This is a genomic window from Curtobacterium sp. AB7 (assembly GCF_044909335.1).
GTDB lineage: Bacteria > Actinomycetota > Actinomycetes > Actinomycetales > Microbacteriaceae > Curtobacterium.
In genome coordinates this window covers 46,959-62,904 of sequence record NZ_JBIYED010000013.1, presented here as the reverse complement: position 1 = coordinate 62,904, position 15,946 = coordinate 46,959, and the positions used below count along the sequence as shown (strand labels likewise).

The following is a 15,946-nucleotide window of genomic DNA, read 5'->3' as shown; positions in this document are numbered from 1 at the left end:
CGCGGAGCGACGCGGGCACCCGGGCAGCACCGGACCGGCGCGGAGCCGCACGGGCTGGCGCGGTCCCGCACACCGCCGCCGGGGCACCTCGTCCGTCCGCTAGCGTGGCGACCATGAGTTGGCTGGTCACCGGCGGTGCCGGGTACATCGGGTCCCACGTCGTCCGAGCACTGCGCTCGGCCGGCATCGACACGGTCGCGTTCGACGACCTCTCGAGCGGTTTCCGCGCGTTCGTGCCGGACGACGTGCCGTTCGTCGAGGGCACGATCCTGGACGGCGAGCTGGTCGCCCGCACCCTGCGGGAGCACGACGTCACCGGCGTGGTGCACGTCGCGGGCTTCAAGTACGCCGGCGTCTCGGTCGAGCGTCCGCTGCACACCTACGAGCAGAACGTCACCGGCATGGCCACGCTGCTCCGTGCGATGGCCGAGAACGGCGTCACGAAGGCCGTCTTCTCGTCGAGCGCCGCGGTGTACGGCACCCCGGACGTCGACGTCGTCGTGGAGTCGACCCCGAAGGCGCCCGAGTCTCCGTACGGCGAGTCGAAGCTCATCGGCGAGTGGCTGCTGCGCGACATGGAGGTCGCCGCCGGCTTCACGACGACCTCGCTCCGCTACTTCAACGTCGTCGGGTCGGGTGAGCCCGACCTGTACGACGCCAGCCCGCACAACCTGTTCCCGCTCGTGTTCGACGCACTGCTGGCCGGCCGAACTCCACGCATCAACGGCGACGACTACGCCACCGAGGACGGCACCTGCGTCCGCGACTACATCCACGTCGCCGACCTCGCGCACTCGCACGCCGTCGCGGCGCAGAAGCTCGAGGCGGGGGAGCCGCTCGAGCAGGCGTACAACCTCGGCAGCGGCGACGGTGTGAGCGTCCGGCAGATCATGGACGCCATGGCGAAGGGCACCGGGATCGCCTTCGACCCGGAGATCGCGCCGCGCCGCCCCGGTGACCCGGCGCGCATCGTGGCCACCGGCGAGGCCGCCACGCGCGACCTCGACTGGGCGATGCGCCACACCCTCGACGAGATGGTCACGAGTGCGTGGGAGGCCCGCCGCAGCGCTTCGTAGCGGCTGAGGACGTGTCAGTTGTCCCCCGAAACCCCGACAGACCGGGCGCGACACGCCCAGACGGGGGACATGACACGCCGAAGCGGGCAGTGCCTTCTATGATCCGCGACTTGACTCAGACGAATGACACCGCTGTAATTACAGGCAACGACTTCAATCGTTGTGGTCCCGTTATCGAGACGTCAGGGGTGATCAGGGTGAACGGTTCCGACTTCCACGCCGGAGTTCCGGAGGACTGGCACGTCGACCCCGTGGCGCTCGGCGTCCCGGGTGTTCGACGGCCGGAGACGGACGACGAGGAGAACCCGCTCGCGTGGCAGGTCGACTCGCTGTGCGCACAGACCGACCCGGAGGCGTTCTTCCCCGAGAAGGGCGGCTCCACGCGCGAAGCGAAGAAGATCTGCACGTCGTGCGAGGTCCGCGCGCAGTGCCTCGAGTACGCACTCGAGAACGACGAACGCTTCGGCATCTGGGGCGGCCTGTCCGAGCGCGAGCGCCGCAAGCTCAGGAAGCGGGCGTAGGAGCGCACCCCGTCTGCCGGGAGGCACGGTGCGCGTCCGGCGCACACCGTGCGACCCATGAAACCTCGTCGCAGGCTCCTCGGCGTGCCCTCACACGGCGCTGGCGCGCCGTGCCCGTTCGGCCGCGCAGGTTCACGGCGCGCCGCCGTCCGCAGCGGACGCCGTGCCTCCAGACCGTAGAGTGACGCCCGTCATGCAGCCCAGAGTCACCGCGATCCTCGTCGCCGCCAACGGAGCGGCCCACCTCGACCGGACCCTGGACGCACTCGCGGCCCAGACCCGCCACCCCGAGAACCTGGTGGTCGTCGACGTCGGATCGACCGACGGCTCCACCGTCGGCCTGTCCTTCGGCGGGTCCGCCGAGCTCCTGCGCCTGCCGGCCGGACGCCCCTTCGGCGAAGCCGTCGCCCGCGGGGAGCGCGAGGCCCCGCCCGCCGTCGTGGACGAGCCCGTCGACGAGTGGCTGTGGCTGCTCGGGCACGACAACGCGCCGTCGCCGACCGCGCTCGCCGACCTGCTCTCCGCCGTCGAGATCGCACCGTCCGTGGTCGTGGCCGGTCCGAAGCTCGTCGCCGACGAGGACCCCTCGCTCATCCGCGCGTTCGGCGAGAGCATGACGCGCTTCGGCCGCTCGATCGGTCTCGTGCAGGACGAGCTCGACCAGGGCCAGCACGACCGGCACACCGACGTGCTCGGCGTCGCCGCCGGTGGCATGCTCGTGCGCCGCTCGGTGTGGACCGAGCTCGCCGGCTTCGACCCGGCGCTGCCCGACGTCGACGCCGCCCTCGACTTCTGCGTCCGGGTCCGCCTGGCCGGGCACCGCGTCGCAGTGGTCCCCGAGGCGAAGGTCACCACCGCCGGTCCGGTCGAGGAGTTCGGCCGCAAGCGCGTGTCCGAGGCCCGCCGCGTCCGCATGCACCGGCAGGCGCAGCTGCACCGCCGGATGACCTACGCGCCGCTCGGACTGCTCTGGCTGCACTGGCTCACCCTCGTCCCCTTCGCACTCGGCCGGGCGATCGGCCACCTCGTCGCCAAGCACCCCGCGGCCGTCGTCCCCGAGCTCGCCGCGGCGTTCGCGGTGGCCTTCGGCGGAGGCACCGGTCGCGCGCGCAGGAACCTCGCCCGCACGAAGAAGCTCGGTTGGGCCGCCGTCGAACCGCTCCGGGTCAGCTGGCGTCGGGTGCACGAGCACCGCACCACCTCGCGCGACGTCGAACTCGCCCGGGTGGAGGACGCCCCGATCGCGCGGGCGTCGTTCCTCGGCGACGGCGGGATCTGGGTCGTGCTGGCCACGGCCGTCCTGAGCGTCGTCACGCTCTACCCCCTGCTCGGCTCACCGGCGCTGACCGGCGGCGGCCTGCTGCCCCTCAGCACGAGCGTCGGGCAGCTCTGGCAGAACGTCGGGTACGGCTGGCACTCGCTCGGCACCGGGTTCACCGGTCCGTCCGACCCGTTCGCCGCCGTGCTGGCGGTCCTCGGTTCGATCGTGTTCTGGTCGCCCTCGACCTCCGTCGTGCTCGTGATGCTCGTCGCGTTCCCGGTCTCCGCCCTCGGTGCCTGGTTCGCGGTCCGCAAGGTGACCACTCGCAAGTGGGTGCCGGTGATCGGTGCCGCGTTGTACGCCATCGCGCCCTCGCTCGTCGGTGCGGTCACGACGGGCCACCTCGGCGCCGTCATCGCGCACCTGGTGCTGCCGTGGCTGTTCGTCGCCGTGCTCGAGGCGCACCGCTCGTGGGCCTGGGCCTCCGGCGCCTCGCTGCTGTTCGCGGTCGTGGCGGCCTCGGCACCGTCGTTGCTGCCGGTCCTGCTGGTCGGGTGGCTCGTCGCGCTCGTCGTCGGGTGGCGCCGTGCACACCGTCGGGCCTTCATCCCGGTGCCGACCGCGGTGCTCTTCCTGCCGCTCGTCCTCGCCCAGGTCGCACGCGGCAACGTCCTCGCCGTCTTCGCCGACCCCGGCGTCCCGTCCGCCACGCGTGCGCCGTCCGCGCTGCAGCTGGCCATCGGTCAGCCGCTGCCGGACTGGAGCGGGTGGCTGCCCGCCACGTCCGGGCTCGCCGCCGTCGGAACGTGGCTGCCGATCGTGATGGCCGTCCTGGCCGTGCCGATCGCCGCCGCCGCGATCGGCGCGATGCTCGGGCACCGCTGGGCCGTCGCCGGCTCGGCGCTCGTCGTCGCGCTGCTCGGCTTCGGAACCGCGTTCGCCGCCACCCACGTGACCGTCACCGGCGTCGGGTCGACCACCACCATCGTGTGGCCGGGCAGCGGCCTGTCGGTGTACTGGCTCGCGATCGTCGTCGCTGCCTGCATCGGGATCGACGTCCTGCCCAAGGCCGCACCGGTCACGGGGCTCGTCGCGACGGTGCTCGCCGGTGTGGCGGTGGCCCCGGCGTTCGCCGCGTTCTACCTCGGCAACGCCGCCATCCAGCCGACCACCGGCCGGGTGCTCAGCGCGTACGTGAACGCCGAGGCGCAGGCGAACCCCGACGTCGGCACGCTCGTCGTGGTGCCGCAGGACGACGGGTCGCTCGCGGTCGCGCTCGAACGCGGTCAGGGTGCCACCCTCGACGACCAGTCGACCCTCGACGCCACCGCCCTGCGGTTGAGCGAGTCCGGTGCCCGGCTGACGACGCTCGCCGGCAACCTGGCGAGCCGCAGCGGCTACGACCCACGGCCGGCGCTGCAGGAACTCGGCATCAGCTTCGTGCTGCTCGACGACGCCGGCGACGACCCCGAGGCGCAGGCCGTGCACGACCGGGCCGCGGGCGCGATCGGACAGGACGCACTCTTCACGAGCATCGGTGAGACCACGAACGGCCAGCTGTTCCACTACGAGGGCGACGTCGACCGGACCACCACCGGGTCCGCCGCCGCCCGTGCCACGCACGTCCTCTACCTGGTCGTGCTCGGCGTGGTGTTCGGGGCGGCCGCGCTGCTCGCCGTGCCGACGGCCCCGCGCCGCCGCCGCGCCACCTCGAACGTCATCGAGGCCGAGGAACCCGCGACCACCTTCGACGAGGAGCGCGACGAATGAGCACCACCACCCGCTCGGTCCGACGCTGGGTCGTCCGCGGCACCGCCACCGCGATCGCCGTCGTCGTCGCTGCCGGCGCCGTCACGGCCGCGCACGCGTACGGCACCGCGGCCGAACCGGGTCGCCCGGCCGGCCGGACCGTCACGCCGGTGCCCGCCGACGCCGAACGCGTCTGCGCCGGCAGCGCGCTGCGGCTCTCCGACGACTCCGGCAACGACGCCACCCAGGCGAGCACCGTCGGGTCGGCGACGGTGGCCACGGCGACGACCGGGTCGACCGTGGAACGGTCCTCGCTCGACCCGTCGTCCACGGGCGGCAGCGACCCGCGCCTGCTCACCGCCCCCGCGGGCGACACGACACCGCAGGTCGCGGGCAGCAGCTACCAGAGCGTCTCCAGCGGGGACCTCGTCGGCGCCGGCGCGGCGTCGTGCGACGACCCCTCGCAGTCGACCTGGCTCGTCGGCGGCTCGACCGAGACCGGGCGCACCAGTCTCGTCACCCTGTCGAACCCGACCGACGTGAACGCGACCGTCGACCTGGAGATCTACGACGGCACCGGCACGGTCAGCGCCCCCGGCACGACCGGCATCGTCGTCGCCCCGAACACCCAGAAGGTCGTCCCGCTGTCCGGCTTCGTGTCCGACCAGGGATCGACCGTCGTGCACGTCTCGTCCTCCGGCGGCCAGATCGTGGCCCACATGCAGGAGACCGTCGTCCGCACGCTGACCCCCGGCGGCTACGACATCGTCTCCGGCGGTGCCGCCCCCTCGCGGTCGCAGGTCATCCCCGGCGTCGTGCTCGCCGGCGCGCAGGAGGCGCAGCGCGGTGACGACACCGCGGACGCAGCCCCCGTCGTCCGGCTGTTCGTCCCCGGTACCCGGTCGGCACGCATCACGCTCGGCATCAGCACGGCGGACGGCGGCGGCACCACCGTGAACGCCACCGCCGAGCCCGGGGTCGTGACCGACGTCGCGCTCGACGACTTCCCGGACGGCCGGTACTCGTTCACCGTCACATCGACGCAGCCCGTGGTCACCGGAGCCCGCACGACCTCGCCGACGGCCGACGGCAACAGCGACCTCGGCTGGTTCGCCTCGGCCGAGCCCCTGGGCGACCAGGTCATCACCGCGGTGGCACCGGGGGAGGGCGTCCGCCTGAACCTCGTCAACACCACGCGCGAGGACCGGGCGGTCACGATCCGCTCCGGCGACGAGGAGACCACGCTCCAGCTGCTGTCCGGCGTCACCGCGACCCTGCCGGTGCAGACCGCGAAGCAGCTCTCGATCTCCGGGGCCGAGGGCATCGTGGCGGGTGTGACCTACCGCGGGGACGACGGCATCGCCGGGTTCCCGATCCGACCGTCCACCCAGGTGTCCACGCCGGTGCGCGTCTACCCCTGACGACGAGGACGGTGCGCCGCCCCGGGCGCCGCACCGTCACCAGTGGCGGTAGCGGTCCGGCGCCAGGTCCCACGGGTCCTTGCCGATCAGCTCGCCGACGGCCCGGAACACGGCCGTCTCGATGATGATCCGCCGGTCAGCGTCGTCCTTCTCGGGGCTGCGGTTCACCCGCTCGACGGGGATCCGGAACACGGTGACCCTGCGGGTGTCGCGGTCGATGCGCCACCGGGGCATCGCGTCGGGAAGGGTGGCATCGGTCGGCATGTCGGCCACCTGGAACACCACGCCCGACAGTTCCTCCGGCCACAGGCCGATCAGGTAGTGGGCGCTGTCGCCGACGATGCGGTCGAAGGCCTCGGCGCGGGTCGTGATCGGTGCGAGCTCGGGACCGGTCACGCTCGACCGCCCACCGCGTCCGTGCCGGGACCGGCCTCGACCGCGGTCGATCGGGGTGACGAGGCGGGGCTTGCGACGCATCCCCACATCGTACGCGCGCACCGGGTGCTCCCGGACGCTCCGCTAGGCTCCGTGTCGACATGGACGTGAGGATCTGCAGCAAGGTCGCGTGCGCCGCGAGCGCTTCGGCGACCCTGACCTACGACTACGGGGACTCCATGGTCGTCGTCGGACCGCTCTCCACGCGGGTCGAACCGCACGGCTACGACCTCTGCACCCGGCACGCCGCCGGTCTGCGCGTCCCGCGCGGCTGGCAGGTGGTGCGGCGCGAGCCGCTGCAGCGCGAGGCCGACTGACGGCTCGCCTGCGCGACGCACCAGCGGCGGTGGACGGGGCCAGTGGAACGTGACCGGCGTCGCCTGGGGACCCGTGCCTCCCGGCATGGAAGACTGACGGCATGCCCACCGAAGCCCAGACCGCAGCACCGTACCGCGTCGCCGACCTCTCGCTCGCCGAGGCGGGCCGCCACCAGATCCGCCTCGCCGAGAACGAGATGCCGGGCCTGATGGCCCTGCGCGAGGAGTTCGCGGCGTCGCAGCCGCTGGCCGGAGCGCGCATCGCCGGGTCGCTGCACATGACGGTGCAGACGGCCGTCCTGATCGAGACGCTCGTCGCCCTCGGTGCGCAGGTGCGGTGGGCGAGCTGCAACATCTTCTCCACGCAGGACGAGGCCGCCGCGGCGATCGCGGTCGGCCCGACCGGCACGCCGGACGAGCCTGCCGGTGTCCCCGTGTTCGCGTGGAAGGGCGAGACGCTCGAGGAGTACTGGTGGTGCACCAGCCGCATCTTCGACTGGACCGCCGAAGCCGCTGCCGTCGGAGCCGACTGGGCCGGTCCGAACCTGATCCTGGACGACGGCGGTGACGCCACCATGCTCGTGCACACCGGAGCCGACGCTGAAGCCGCTGGTGTTGCACCGGACGCCGGCGCCGACGCGAGTGCCGAGTGGAAGATCGTGCTCGACACCGTCGCGGCGTCGCTCGAGACGTCGTCCGACCGCTGGACCCGCATCGCCGCGGACATCGAGGGCGTCACCGAGGAGACCACCACGGGCGTACACCGCCTGTACGAGCTGTCGCGGAACGGACAGCTGCGGTTCCCCGCGATCAACGTGAACGACTCCGTGACGAAGTCGAAGTTCGACAACAAGTACGGCATCCGCCATTCCCTGCCCGACGGCCTGAACCGTGCGACCGACGTCCTGATGGGCGGCAAGGTCGCCTTCGTGGTCGGGTACGGCGACGTCGGCAAGGGTGCGGCGGAGGCCCTGCGTGGCCAGGGTGCCCGCGTCATCGTCAGCGAGGTCGACCCGATCTGCGCGCTGCAGGCCGCGATGGACGGGTACCAGGTGGCCCGTCTGGCCGACGTCATCGAGACCGTCGACATGGTCATCACGTGTACGGGCAACCTCGGCGTCGTGGGCGTCGACGAGATGCTCGGGCTGAAGCACCTGGCGATCGTCGCCAACGTCGGCCACTTCGACAACGAGATCGACATGGCCGGCCTCGAGTCGCTGCCCGGTGTGGAGAAGGTCGAGATCAAGCCGCAGGTGCACGAGTGGCGCCTGCCGACCGGCCGCTCGATCCTGGTGCTGTCCGAGGGGCGGCTGATGAACCTCGGCAACGCCACCGGGCACCCGTCGTTCGTGATGAGCAACTCGTTCACGAACCAGGTCCTGGCGCAGATCGAGCTGCACACCCGTCGTGACGAGTACCCGACCGGGGTCTACGTGCTGCCGAAGCACCTGGACGAGAAGGTCGCTCGCCTGCACCTCGGCGCCCTCGGGGTGGAGTTGACGACGCTGCGCCCGGAGCAGGCGGCGTACATCGGCGTGCCGGTCGAGGGCCCCTTCAAGCCGGAGCACTACCGGTACTGAGCCGAGGCGCGCCGGGCGCCGCGCTAGCGCGGGAAGCCCGGCGGCCGCGCCGACGCCGACGCGCCAGCCGCGGTGAGCAGCCCGACGCGGGAGCGCAGCGCCTGCACGTCCCGCCCACGGCGCAGCACGACGACCCCGGCGAGGAACACCTCGGCGGGCACCGGCGGCACCGGGTGGGCGAAGGGCGCGACGTCCGCGGCCAGCGCTCGGGCGGCGGACTCCCGGAGCTCGGGGCGCATCACGGCAGCCCCGCGGAAGAACGCGCCGAGCCGGTTCTCGAGTCGCTGCGGCAGCGCCGAGACGTCCGCGACCGTGGCCCAGGCCGTCAGCTCGGGTGGCAGCACGACCTGGGGGTCGCGCTGCTTCGGCAGCCGCTCGTGCTGCACGACGGTGCCGGCGAGCAGGTCCCCGAGGCGCCGCGGACGACTGCCGAACAACGCCACGAGCAGCGCCACCGACCCGAACGTCGTCCACAGCTCGAACAGCCCGACGAGCGCGCGGGTGAAGGCGTGCCGGAAGCCGATCGCACCGCCGTCGACCCGGACGACCCGCGTGCCGACGGCGTACCGGCCGACGCTGCGGCCCCGGGTCACGGTCTCGACGGCGGCCGGCACGAGTACGAGCACGGCGACGAACAGCGCGATGCCCAGCGCGGCGCCCCACGCCTCGTCGAGGCCGCTCGGCCACAGCCGGGACACCCCGAACACCAGCAGCAGGTACAGGACGAGCAGGCACACCCCGTCGAGGAGCGCCGACGCCAACCGCAGGACGAGTCCGGCCGGCTGCACGTCGAGCGCGACCGCCTCGCCGACCACGAGCTCGTCGGCGGTCTCGTCCAGGGCGAGCGAGAACCGGGCGTCGGCGAGGTCGCGCGGCGTGCGGGGCTTCGACATGGGATCATTCTGTCGGAAGTCGGCCGACACGAGGGGGGACACGTGGACCTGGACGCCTACGCCGAGGTGCACCGCGACCGCTGGCAGGAGCTCGACCGCCTCGCGCGCGCCCGGCACACCACCGGTGCCGACGTCGACCAGCTCGTCTCGGGGTACCAGGCCGCCGCGACGGACCTCGCCCGCATCCGCGGCGCCGCACCTCGCACCGCGACCGGCGACCGACTGTCGCTCACCCTGTACCGCGCCCGCCTGCGCTTCACCGGCACCCCGGTCGACCCGCTCACCGCGGTCGCCCTGTTCTTCACCCGACAGCTGCCCGCGGCGCTGTACCGGATCCGCTGGGTGACGATCTGGGTGGCGCCGGCCACCGTCGCGATCGGCGCGATCGTGGCCGTCTGGATCACGACGACCCCGGGGGCGACGGCGACCTTCGGCACGCCGGAGGCGCTGCGCCAGTACGCCACGCAGGACTTCGTCGACTACTACTCCGACCACGGCCTCGGCGCGTTCACGGCGCAGGTGTGGACGAACAACGCCTTCATCGCGGCCACCATGGTCGCGTTCGGCATCACGGGTGTCTTCGTGCCGTTCTCGATCATGCAGAACGCCGTCGGGCTCGGTGTCTCCGCGGCGATCATGCACTCGCAGGGTCGCCTGGCCGACTTCTTCCTCTACATCGCCCCGCACGGCCAGCTCGAGCTGTACTCGGTCTTCCTCGCCGGCGGGGCGGGCCTGATGATCTTCTGGTCGTGGGTCGCTCCGGGGCCGCACCGGACCCGCGCGCAGGCCCTCGCCGAGGACGGCCGAGCCCTCATCACGATCGCGGTCGGCCTGACGCTGACGCTGCTGCTGTCCGGCCTGGTCGAGGGCATCGTCACCCGTCAGGACTGGCCGTGGCCGGTCAAGATCGGCATCGGGACGATCGCGCTCGCCGCGGTCCTGGCGTACCAGTGGGTGCTCGGCGGTCGTGCGTACCGGGCCGGAGAGCGCGGCGACCTCGACGAGTTCGAGCGCGGCACGTCCGCCCTGGTCGCCGGGTAGCGTCCGCCCGGCTTCAGAGCCGGCCGGTCGCCTTCGCGCGGAGGTAGGCGTCGGCCACGAGCGGTGGGACGTCCTCCGGTGCGCCACGGACGACCTCGGCGCCGCTCCGGCGTGCGACGTCGGCGACGCCGTCGGCATCGAGCAGGGTGCGTTCGGCGGCGGCCCGCCGGTACACGTCGCGCTCCGCGCCGGTGGGGAGGCCCGGCACGCGTCCGCCCCGCGCCGTGCGGATCGTCGTGGCCGGGTCCACCCCGCCGCGTGCGGTCCGCTGCACCGCCGGGTCCTCGATGCTCGTCACCACCACGGCGTGCCGCCGGGTGAGCCGGGGCAGCACCGCCAGCAGGTCGCCGGAGGCACCGACCGAGTCGAGACTCGACGCCAGCACGACGAGCGCCCGTGAGGTCGTGATCGAGTCGACGAGCGCCGGCACGGCGGACCAGTCGGTCGCGGCGAGTCCGGGTTCCGCCATCGCGAGGGCCTCGCCGAAGCGCTGGACCACGTCGGTGCGGGTCGCCCCGTGCACACGGTCGTGGACGGTGTCGTCGAGGACCGCCAGGTCGACCCGGTCGCCGGCGGCCGCGGCGAGGGCGCCGAGGAGCAGTGCGGACTCGATGAAGGTGTCGAGGCGGGGTTCGTCGGCCACCCGTCCGGCGCCGGCACGCCCGGCGTCGACGACGACCACGACCCGCCGGTCGCGCTCCGGGCGCCAGGTGCGGACCACGAGGTCCTGTCGTCGGGCGGTCGCTCGCCAGTCGATCGAGCGGACGTCGTCGCCCCGCACGTAGTCGCGCAGCGAGTCGAACTCCGTGCCGTGGCCGCGGAGCTGCAGGGTGGTCTCACCGTCGAGTTCGCGCAACCGGGCCAGCCGTGACGGCAGGTGCCGTCGCGAGCGGAACGGCGGGGTGACGACGAGTTCGCCCGGCGCTGTGACGACCCGTTGCCGGGCCGCGAGACCGAGCGGACCGAACGCCCGGACCGCGACGCCGGCCGTGCGGCGTCGACCGCGGCGGAACGGGGTGAACCGCATGCGGGCGGTCCGGCGTTCGCCCGCGGGCACCGTCATCCGGACCCGGCGCGGCCGGTGCCCGGCGGAGGGCTCCCACATGTCGCGGACGATGCTCCGGAGCACCCGCCCGCCGTCGTTCGCGAGCACGAGCGTGCCGTCGGCGGTGCTGTCCCGACGGGCCAGTCGCGGCATCCGCCGCTCGACCCGCACGCGTGCCAGGTCGGCGGCGAGCAGCACGTCGATGGCCGCGGCGAGCAGCACGACCACGACCCACGCCAGGCCGGCCCACCCGCTGGCGAGCAGCACGGTGGGCACGATGGCGACGGCGAGCAGCGCGACGAACCGGCCGGAGACCGCCACTAGATCGGCACCCGCACCTGCTCGAGCATCTGCTGGAGCACCCCGTCGGCGCCGACGCCCTCGAGCTCGGCGTCGGCGGCCACCCGGAGCCGGTGGCGCCAGACCGGCAGGGCCATCGCCTGCACGTGGTCCGGCGTGATGGCGTCGTAGCCGGTGAGCCACGCCCAGGCCTTCGCAGCGGCGAGCAGAGCGGTCGCACCGCGCGGGCTGACCCCGACACGGACGGACGGTGCCTGACGGGTGGCGCGGGCGAGGTCGACGATGTACGCCAGCACGTCGTCACGGGCACCGACGGCCCGGACGGCGCGCTGCGCGGCGAGGACCTCGTCGACGCCGACCACGGGGGTGATGCCCGCTGACCGGACGTCCCGCGGGACGAAGCCGTCGGCGTGCCGGCGGAGGACCTGCCACTCGACGTCGCGCGGCGGGATGTCGAGCGTCAGCTTCATCAGGAAGCGGTCGAGCTGCGCCTCGGGGAGCGTGTAGGTGCCCTCGAACTCGATCGGGTTCATGGTCGCGGCGACGAAGAACGGGTCGGGCAGGAGCCGCGCGTCGCCGTCCACGCTGACCTGGCGTTCCTCCATCGCCTCGAGCAGGGCGGACTGGGTCTTCGGGGGTGTTCGGTTCACCTCGTCGGCGAGCAGCACGTTGGTGAAGACGGGGCCCTCGCGGAACGGGAACGTGCCGGTGGAGGCGTCGTACACGAGCGAACCCGTCACGTCGCCGGGCATCAGGTCCGGCGTGAACTGGATCCGCTTCGTGTCGAGGGACATCGCGGCGGCCAGGCTGCGGACGAGCAGGGTCTTGGCGACGCCGGGCACCCCCTCGAGCAGCACGTGCCCCTGCGCCAGGAGTCCGACGATCATGCCGGACACCGCGCCCTCCTGTCCGACGACGGCCTTGGCGACCTCGGCCCGGACCCGCCCGAAGGCGTCGCGGAGCCCGGGGTCGTGCTCGTTCCGGTCGTGCGGGGCGCGGTCGGCCGGTGTGGGGTCGTGCGGGTCGGGGGCAACTGGCAGGTCGGTCACGGTCGTGCTCCTGGTCGGTCTCGGTCGGTGCTGGGACGGTCGCCCGACGTGGATCGTCGGACGGCCCGTTCGAGGTCGTCGAGCGCCCTCGTGCCGTCGACGAGGGCGCGGTCGTCGGGGGTCGGACCGCCGACGAGGACGGCGCCGACGCGGTCGTGCGGGATGCCGGTGGCCCGGGCCGCTGCGCGGACGACGTCGTCGACGTGCGCGGACCGGGGGAGTCCGATCAGCCGGCCGATCCGACGGACCGCGGCGACGCGGAGGGTGTCCAGGGCATGGGTGCGGTCGTGGGTGCGGGCGTACATCCGGGCCCGGCCCTCGGTGGTCTCGGCGGCGCGGACCACCACGGGCATCCGCTCGACGACGAGCGGCCCGAGACGTCGGCCCCGCCACACCGCGGCGGCGACGGCCACCAGGGCGAGCAGCGCGAGGCCGCTCGGCACCCACGGCGGTGCGAGCTCGCCGAGTGTCGGGACGGCGTCGGGGGCGCCGACGGTCGGCGTGTACCACGTGAGGCGGTCGTCCGAGCCGAGCAGGCCGAGGGCGAGTGCGGCGTTCCCGGCGGTCGTGATCGTGTCGTTGCGGAAGGCCGAGGTGGTGCCGACGAGGGTGACGTCACCGCCGGTGGTCGCCGTGCGGACGAGGCCCCAGGCTCGGTCGTCGCCGCTGCCGGACGGCGCGCAGCGGTCCGCGTCGGGGTCGTCGACCGTGTAGCCGTACCCGTCGGTGGACACGCGCGCAGCCGACGCCGCGGCCGGGATCGCGCAGGACGCGGTGGACACGGTGTCGCCGCCCTCGGGAGCGGTGGCCGTGGTGACGTCGAGGCCGAACGACGCGAACGGGGTCGAGTCGACGCCCACCAGGACCACGTGCTCGGCGGTCCGGGCGATGCGCTCGCCGACGCTTGGATCGAGGACGCCGTCGGAGTCGTCGACGAACACCGTGCCACCGTCGATCCCGTCGGCACGGTCGGTCACCCGGACGGAGGTGCCGCGCTGCTCCAGGACCCGGACCAGCGCGGCCGACCCGCTCGCGGTGGTCGAGGTCGGGTCGAGGGGGCGTCGATCCGGCGGCTGGGCGCCCTGCACCACGGCCGTGAGCACCGCGAGCACGATCCCGACGAGCACGATGGCGATCCAGAAGCCGAACCGGAACCGTCGGCTCTCGCGCTGCTCCGGTCGGGGTGCGGGCGTGCGCGGCACGTCGGTGGCGGTGCTCATGCTGGCACCACCGGCCCCGTGGACCTGGCCGGACGGGCCTGGCGAACGGCACGCTCGGTGTCGAGGACCCGGCGAGCAGTGGCCTCGTCGGCGTCGAGCCCGAGGTAGCGGACGGCGTCGAAGGCCGTCGCGGCGTCGTCGAGCGCCGCGGCCTCGGCGGGGAAGGGCACGGCTGCGCGGGCGGCGATGGTGCGTGCGGTCGCCCCGGGGACGTCGGGGACCAGGTCGCGCTCGCCGAGGCCGCGGGCGGTCGCACGGAAGCCGTCGAGGACCGTGGCCGACCAGTCGCCCCGGCGGATCGCGGACTGTGCGGCGTCGAGCAGTTCGCGGGCGGACCGGAGGTCGTCGTCGTCGAACACCCCGCCGGTGTCGTCCGCGTCGCTGCGTGCACGACGTCGGGGGAGCCCGCGGGCCACGACGACGAGCACGACGACGGCGACGAGCACCACGATCGCGATCACCAGGGCCGTGCGGGCCGCGACGGGGGAGTCGAGTCCGTCGGCGCGGAGCGACCCGAGCCAGTCCAGGAACGTCCGTGACGCACGGTCCCACCACGTCACGTGCGCGCCGTCGTACGCGGGCCGGTCGAGTTCGCGTTCGAGCAGACGGCGGGCCTCGTCGGGGTCGACCGCGGTCATGCGGTCCCGTCCGGCGGGCGGTGCTGCCCCTGCTGCTGCCCGGGCCCCTGCTGCTGCTGGCCGGGCCACTGCTGCTGCCCCGCCGGCTGGCCGGGCCACTGCTGCTGCCCCGCCGGCTGGCCGGGCCACTGCTGCTGCCCCGCCGGCTGGCCGGGCCACTGCTGCTGCCCCGCCCACGGCTGCTGCGGCCACGGCGGACGGGCGACCGGCGCGGACGGCGCGAACGGGTCGGCCGGCTGCCCGGTGTCGAGGTGCGACGCGATGCGCTGGTCGAGGGCCTCGGTCCGGATCCGCCGGTCGATGGTCAGGAAGGTGACGACCGCGGCGCTCAGCACGTCGGTGACGCACTGCACCGCGATCGCGAGCAGGCTGCCGATGACGATCAGGACGAGGGCGCCGGCACCGATGCCCGAGGACGCGTCGGTCTGCCCGAGCGGGTCGAACACCCCGCCGACGAGCACGGCCCCGATGGTGAGCGGTGCCGTGGCGATCGACGCCGCGACGCCGAACACCACCTGCACGAGCAGCAGTACGCCGAAGGTCCGCCAGAACGCACCGCGGGTGAGCCGCCACGACTGCGCGGCGGCGGCGAAGACCGGTCGACCCTCGAGCGCGATGGTCGGCACCGTGAAGGCGAAGCGGATGCCGAGCCAGGTCAGGACCACGCCGAGGCCGAGGACCATCACGAAGACAGCGAGGACGAACCACCCGGCGCCGGCGTCCCCGGCGCCGAGCGCCGCGAAGAACGCAACGAAGACCACCGCGACGACGATGCCGACGACGAGCCCCGCGCCGATCTGCACGAACATCCACGCGACCACCGGCCACCGCCGCCCGGCGAGCAGCGCCCACAGGCCCCGGAAGGTCGCGCGACGGCCGAGGACCCGCTGGCCGGTGTCCGCGGCGACCGGTGCCACCAGGAAGCCGCGACCGAGGTACGCGAGGAACGGCAGGCCGATCGTCAGCAGGATCCACAGCGTCACCGAGCCCGCGACGATCGTGTCGCCACCACCGCTGCCGTCGAACGCCGTCATCATCCGCGACTGCAGCGCCTGCTGGCCGAACGTGCTGACGAGGGTGGAGAGCAGCCCGAGCACGCCGCTGAGCAGCACGCTCCAGAGCAGCAGGACGCGGGCGTTGCGGCGGAAGACCGTGAAGGCGCCGCCGAGCACGTCACCGAACCCGAGCGGGCGCAGGGGGATCACCGGACGCGAGCCGGACGGCGGACGACCGCCGGGGGGTCGACCCGGCCCCGGGGCGGGCGGCGGCGGCGCGGAGAACCGGGGCGGGCCTCCCGGCTGTCCCTGCCACGCGCCCTGCTGCCCGGCGCGCTGCTGACCACCGCCAGGCGTCTGCCAATCGGACATGACCTCGGCCCCCTTCGTCGTGTCGGTCCGCGC

General features: G+C 73.7%; 14 protein-coding genes. 7 read left to right on the top strand and 7 right to left on the bottom strand.

Going from position 1 to position 15,946, the window contains the following annotated elements:
• Positions 1-113 precede the first annotated feature (113 nt).
• From galE to ABH929_RS17715, 4 genes are all read left to right on the top strand, one after another.
• Positions 114-1,076: a UDP-glucose 4-epimerase GalE gene (galE, locus tag ABH929_RS17730; protein WP_111086023.1), complete on the top strand. Its 963-nt coding sequence runs from the start codon at positions 114-116 to the stop codon at positions 1,074-1,076.
• A 188-nt stretch (positions 1,077-1,264) separates the two neighbouring features.
• On the top strand, positions 1,265-1,597 hold the full coding sequence (locus ABH929_RS17725; protein ID WP_374114433.1) for a WhiB family transcriptional regulator: 333 nt from the start codon (positions 1,265-1,267) through the stop codon (positions 1,595-1,597).
• Positions 1,598-1,790: 193 nt separating this feature from the next.
• Positions 1,791-4,628: a glycosyltransferase gene (locus ABH929_RS17720; protein ID WP_404562155.1), complete on the top strand. Its 2,838-nt coding sequence runs from the start codon at positions 1,791-1,793 to the stop codon at positions 4,626-4,628.
• Complete coding sequence (locus tag ABH929_RS17715; RefSeq protein ID WP_404562154.1) at positions 4,625-6,028, top strand: DUF5719 family protein; 1,404 nt, start codon at positions 4,625-4,627, stop codon at positions 6,026-6,028. The genes ABH929_RS17720 and ABH929_RS17715 overlap by 4 nt, the downstream gene beginning before the upstream one ends.
• Positions 6,029-6,064: 36 nt before the next feature.
• On the opposite strand, the gene ABH929_RS17710 is transcribed toward ABH929_RS17715, so the two are convergent.
• A complete protein-coding gene (locus tag ABH929_RS17710; protein ID WP_263091001.1) occupies positions 6,065-6,505 on the bottom strand; it encodes a metallopeptidase family protein in 441 nt (146 codons plus the stop codon).
• A gap of 59 nt (positions 6,506-6,564) precedes the next feature.
• Between ABH929_RS17710 and ABH929_RS17705 the strand changes: the two genes are divergently transcribed.
• Positions 6,565-6,780 (top strand): DUF3499 domain-containing protein, encoded by a 216-nt coding sequence (locus ABH929_RS17705; protein ID WP_263090999.1) that lies wholly within the window; start codon positions 6,565-6,567, stop codon positions 6,778-6,780.
• 101 nt (positions 6,781-6,881) lie between these two features.
• Positions 6,882-8,360 carry an adenosylhomocysteinase gene (gene ahcY / locus ABH929_RS17700; protein ID WP_263090997.1) on the top strand — a complete coding sequence of 493 codons (1,479 nt, stop codon included), beginning with the start codon at positions 6,882-6,884 and terminating at the stop codon, positions 8,358-8,360.
• Positions 8,361-8,383: 23 nt separating this feature from the next.
• Here ahcY and ABH929_RS17695 read toward each other — a convergent pair whose 3' ends face one another.
• Positions 8,384-9,253: an RDD family protein gene (locus tag ABH929_RS17695; RefSeq protein ID WP_205462673.1), complete on the bottom strand. Its 870-nt coding sequence runs from the start codon at positions 9,251-9,253 to the stop codon at positions 8,384-8,386.
• Between the two features lie 42 nt (positions 9,254-9,295).
• Here ABH929_RS17695 and ABH929_RS17690 point away from each other — a divergent pair, with 42 nt between their 5' ends.
• On the top strand, positions 9,296-10,294 hold the full coding sequence (locus tag ABH929_RS17690) for a stage II sporulation protein M (RefSeq protein WP_404562152.1): 999 nt from the start codon (positions 9,296-9,298) through the stop codon (positions 10,292-10,294).
• 13 nt (positions 10,295-10,307) lie between these two features.
• On the opposite strand, the gene ABH929_RS17685 is transcribed toward ABH929_RS17690, so the two are convergent.
• The 5 genes from ABH929_RS17685 to ABH929_RS17665 are packed head-to-tail and all read right to left on the bottom strand — an operon-like array spanning position 10,308 to position 15,751.
• Positions 10,308-11,660, bottom strand: coding sequence for a DUF58 domain-containing protein (locus ABH929_RS17685; RefSeq protein WP_263090992.1), 1,353 nt, complete (start codon positions 11,658-11,660; stop codon positions 10,308-10,310).
• Complete coding sequence (locus ABH929_RS17680; RefSeq protein ID WP_404562150.1) at positions 11,660-12,688, bottom strand: AAA family ATPase; 1,029 nt, start codon at positions 12,686-12,688, stop codon at positions 11,660-11,662. Before ABH929_RS17680 ends, ABH929_RS17685 begins: the two co-directional genes overlap by 1 nt.
• Entirely contained in the window at positions 12,685-13,908 is a 1,224-nt protein-coding gene (locus ABH929_RS17675) for a DUF4350 domain-containing protein (protein WP_404562149.1), read from the bottom strand. Before ABH929_RS17675 ends, ABH929_RS17680 begins: the two co-directional genes overlap by 4 nt.
• Positions 13,905-14,546 carry a DUF4129 domain-containing protein gene (locus tag ABH929_RS17670; protein WP_263090986.1) on the bottom strand — a complete coding sequence of 214 codons (642 nt, stop codon included), beginning with the start codon at positions 14,544-14,546 and terminating at the stop codon, positions 13,905-13,907. The genes ABH929_RS17675 and ABH929_RS17670 overlap by 4 nt, the downstream gene beginning before the upstream one ends.
• Positions 14,543-15,751 carry a glycerophosphoryl diester phosphodiesterase membrane domain-containing protein gene (locus ABH929_RS17665; protein ID WP_404562147.1) on the bottom strand — a complete coding sequence of 403 codons (1,209 nt, stop codon included), beginning with the start codon at positions 15,749-15,751 and terminating at the stop codon, positions 14,543-14,545. Before ABH929_RS17665 ends, ABH929_RS17670 begins: the two co-directional genes overlap by 4 nt.
• Between the last annotated feature and the right edge of the window lie 195 nt (positions 15,752-15,946).